Annotated in this window: 4 protein-coding genes; 1 reads left to right on the forward strand and 3 read right to left on the reverse strand. The window is 68.5% G+C overall.

The window, feature by feature from the left end:
• Positions 1-106: 106 nt before the first annotated feature.
• The 3 genes from VXC91_RS43195 to VXC91_RS43205 form a co-directional block, all read right to left on the reverse strand.
• Positions 107-1012, reverse strand: a complete 906-nt coding sequence (locus VXC91_RS43195) for an NAD(P)H-binding protein (RefSeq protein WP_329512826.1) — start codon at positions 1010-1012, stop codon at positions 107-109.
• Positions 1013-1615: 603 nt separating this feature from the next.
• Positions 1616-2068 carry a MarR family winged helix-turn-helix transcriptional regulator gene (locus tag VXC91_RS43200; protein ID WP_329512827.1) on the reverse strand — a complete coding sequence of 151 codons (453 nt, stop codon included), beginning with the start codon at positions 2066-2068 and terminating at the stop codon, positions 1616-1618.
• Positions 2069-2264: 196 nt separating this feature from the next.
• Positions 2265-2582 carry a hypothetical protein gene (locus tag VXC91_RS43205; RefSeq protein WP_329512828.1) on the reverse strand — a complete coding sequence of 106 codons (318 nt, stop codon included), beginning with the start codon at positions 2580-2582 and terminating at the stop codon, positions 2265-2267.
• Between the two features lie 351 nt (positions 2583-2933).
• Between VXC91_RS43205 and VXC91_RS43210 the strand changes: the two genes are divergently transcribed.
• On the forward strand, positions 2934-3539 hold the full coding sequence (locus tag VXC91_RS43210) for an SMI1/KNR4 family protein (protein ID WP_329512829.1): 606 nt from the start codon (positions 2934-2936) through the stop codon (positions 3537-3539).
• Positions 3540-3901: the final 362 nt, after the last annotated feature.

Raw genomic sequence — 3901 nt, forward strand, 5'->3', positions numbered from 1 at the left:
GGCGAACCTGCGGGCCTACCGGGCACGGCAGCGAGCCCAGAACGCACCGTAGACAGGACACCGCGCGCACGGGAGGGTGGACCACACCCAGCGACACGAAGCCGCCTCAGCCCAGGTAGAGGTCCCTTCGCGCGGCCACGAACGCCTCGACGGTCTGGGCAGGTACGCCGGTCACGCGCTCCACGTCGTCGGAGACACGGTCGTAGCGGTTGTCTTGATGCAGTCGGCACATCACGGCGATGTGCTGTTCGATGTGCTGCGGCAGACCCACTTTGGCGAGCACCTCGGCCCGCCACTGGTCCAGCGGCACGTCCACGTAGGTCACCGGCCGCCCGAGTGCCCGAGCGAACTCCCCTGCCATCTCCGTCATGTCGACCGTGCGCGGTCCGGTCAGCTCGTAGACGTTCCCGATATGGGGAACCGGGTCGCGGAGCACAGTGGCGACCACGCGGGCGACGTCGTCCACCGAGACGGGCGACGTGCGACCGGTACCGAACGGCAGCGCAATCGTGCCGTTCATCCGGATCGACCGCGCCGGCAGCGTCGTGAAGAGCGGATTGTCCAGGAACGACGTCGGCCGGATGTGTATCACCGGCAGGCCCGACCAGTTCAGTACCTGCTCCGCCAGCCAGTGCAGCCGCTGCTGGTGCGACTCCGCCGTGCTGGTGGCGGTCATCTGCGACACCGTCATCTGCGACATGCCGATCAGGCCGTCCAGTCGGCCGTGTTCACGTGCGACGGTGGCCACCACGGTCGCCGCCAGCAGGTGATCGGGTGACACGGGCATCGCGAAATACATCCGCCCGACACCCTCCAGCGCGGCCGCGACGCTCTCGGGCCGGGTCAGATCACCCAGGACCACCTCCGCGCCGAGCGCACGCAACGCAGCCGCACGATCGTCGTCGCGGCGGACCATCGCACGCACGGGCACGTCCTGCTCGCGCAACCGCTCGAGGACAGTGCGGCCCACGCCACCTGCGCCGGCGACGAGAACAAGGTTGCTGGCAGCCATCGGTCGATCTCCTTCGGAGTACTTGAATAGTTGAGCGAGCAGTCGAGCGCTTGAGTGAGATGTGAACCCACGCGACGTACGGCCAGGCAGGGATGTGCCGCCCGAACCGCCGACCATTCCCGGACGGGCCCGCGGCGGTCGGCCGGCAAGCGGCCTGCACAGGCACCCACGGGCAGTTAAGAGCATATGCGCGTATATGCAGAACGGCAAGGCCGGACTCCCGGCCGCACCCGAGAAAACCCCTGCCCCGTCGCACGTGAGCGACGGGGCAGCTCAACCTGTACTCGCGACTGAGGGAGCCCTTCTGTGACGAGGAGCAGCGCAGTCGGAGAACACCGCCGTCGCGACCGGTCCGCACGGATCAGGGGCGCGGACCTGACGGCGGTCCTGGACTGCGCCGCGCGCGGGGCCATCAATCGACTGAACGCCGTGGCGGCAGCGGTCTACCTCCTGGATGAAGACGCCACCGAACTTGCCATGATCCGCTCGGCCCGTGCCGCCGCCCGTTCCTGCGGGCCGCCGGCAATGGTCGACGAGCCGGCCGCACACATGTATGGGACGCTCGGGATCTACCGCGCCCGCCGGCTCACACGAAAGAGCCGCTCACTCGGCCCAAGGCTGGAAGCCGGTGTGGAGGACGGCTTCCAGGGATGCCCGCAGATGCGCCGCGTCGTCCACTCCGAAGCTCTCCTCGAACTGGGCTTGCACACCTTCCCACAGTGGCAGCGCCGCTCTCATGCGCGAGACGCCCTCCGGTGTGACCGTGACGATCCGGGCGCGGCGGTCGGTCGCCGACGTCTCGACGGTCACCAGTCCCTCCCGCGCCAGCGGCTTCAGGTTGGAGGCCATCGTCGTGCGGTCCATGGCGATCACGTCGGCGAGCGCGGTGATCGTCATTTCTCCATGCGCGCTGAGCTGCTGCAGGATGCTGAACTGCGTCCCACGAAGGCCGACGGACGCCAGGGCCTTGTCGTACGTCGCACCGATATACCGGGCCGCCTTGCGCAGTGCCAGGTTGTTGCACGTGTCCTCACGGTTCGTGGGCGTAGGGGTCATGGTCTCCTCCAGAGCTTCCATCCCCATCATACGAGCAGCTGCTCGCAAACATGAAGACGTGGCCCTGCCACCCGCGAAACATGCTGGACCTGCGGGTTTGACCGAGAGTGGCACCTCGTTGCCCTTACGTGACCACGAGGCCGGGGGCCTGGAGGTGGCGCGGCCTCCGGCCGAGACGGCGCCCCTACGCCGTGACTCAGGGACGCGCAATGCCCCAGAGTCGGTTGTCCGGCACATGCTCCAGGGTGCCGACGAGGTGGCCGACGCGGATCTGCGCGTCACGGTGCCGGTGAGCATGGCGCAGATAGGTCGTCGCGTACGGGCGGGTGCAGTCCGTGGTCGAACCGTTGACCAGGAACCCGTCGGCCGCGGTCGCGGGTGAGTTCGCGGGGCGCGTCGGCCGTACCGGATTCCTGAGAGAGTCCCCTCGACCACGGCCCCACCGCCGGCACCCCCGACCGGCCACCGGATGGGTGGTGCCACGGCCGGCGGACGCGAACACGGCCTGTGCCATGGAGCCGGCCGCATCCTTCTCGGCACCCGGGCTCTTGTCCGGCCGAACGGCGAGGGATCAGCAGCGCACCTCACCGCGTTCGCGTAGTGCCGTGACCCCATGGCGCCGGGTCGTTCAGACCGTGAGTGCGAGGGGGCGTCCACTGAAGCGGACGCCCCCTTGCGCTGCGGATTCAATCCTTCCGACTGTTTCGCCCTCGAGCCTCCTTGAAGCACCGCACGTGCTCGCCTGGCACCACCTGCCTGACGAGCTGGGCTCGTTCCTGATCTGGGGCACGGCGCTGACGGCCTGTTGGACGCTCCGTTCAAGGGACCCGATATCGTGCACCGACGCGAGCACACAGGAGGACAGATGGCCGGCCGACCCGATGTCGCGGCACTCCAGCGCATCCTGCACAACGAATGGGGCGCGAACGAACACGTGGACTGGGCGGCAGCCGCGGCCCGCTTGGGCTCTTCACTCCCTGCCGACTATCGGCACTTCATGGCTGTCTACGGTGGTGGCTGCATCGATGACCTGATCGTCCTCCCGCCCCTGCCGACCGGAAACGGCTGGCAGGCATCGATCTCCGGTCACAAAGGGGGATTCCGAGAGCTGTGGGCCATGGAGGGCGGTGTGCCCGGAGTTGATCTGGGCGCTGACCGAGTCCTGCCCTGGGGCAGTGGATGCAACGCAAACGAAATGGGCTGGCTGATGGCCGGCCCGGATCCGGACCAGTGGCCCGTGATCGTCTGGAGGCGGCACGGCGAGCCGCGCTGGGCGCTGTTCGACTGTGGCATGGCCGAGTTCCTCCGGCGGCTCATGACCGCCGGCTTCGACGAATGCCCGCTCAGCGACCTCTCGTTGTGGGGACGAGTAGGGACCTTCGTCCACCATGAGGAGCAGGAACGCCGCTTTCACGCCGGCCTGGACCCGATGACCGGGGAACCGGACCCCTACGCGGGCATGTTCGACTGACGGACGGCAGGCTCGTCACTCGAAGAGACAGGCCCTGGCGGACCACCGCCCGCCCAGGTGGGCATCGCGCTGCCTCCTGACTGCCCCGCGGTGCAGGTCGGCCCTGGGATCGCCTCGCCACGCCTGGTGTGACTCCGGCCTCTCGAGCCTCGTGGATGCACCCATTTCGACTCCCAAGTCCGCACCGGGGAAGCCGAGTTGCACGCGATTCCGCGCACATGGCCGTCGCGGCACAGGTCGGCTGCAGCATCTGCGACGTGGTTGCGCAGCCGCGAGGAATACGTCGGCGAGCGGCACCCCGTGCCAGTTCACCGCATTCCCGCCACAAGGCCGGACGGGTTCCCGGAGTGCCGACTCGGCTC

Origin of the sequence: Streptomyces chiangmaiensis, assembly GCF_036281785.1 — a bacterium.
Lineage (GTDB): Bacteria > Actinomycetota > Actinomycetes > Streptomycetales > Streptomycetaceae > Streptomyces > Streptomyces chiangmaiensis.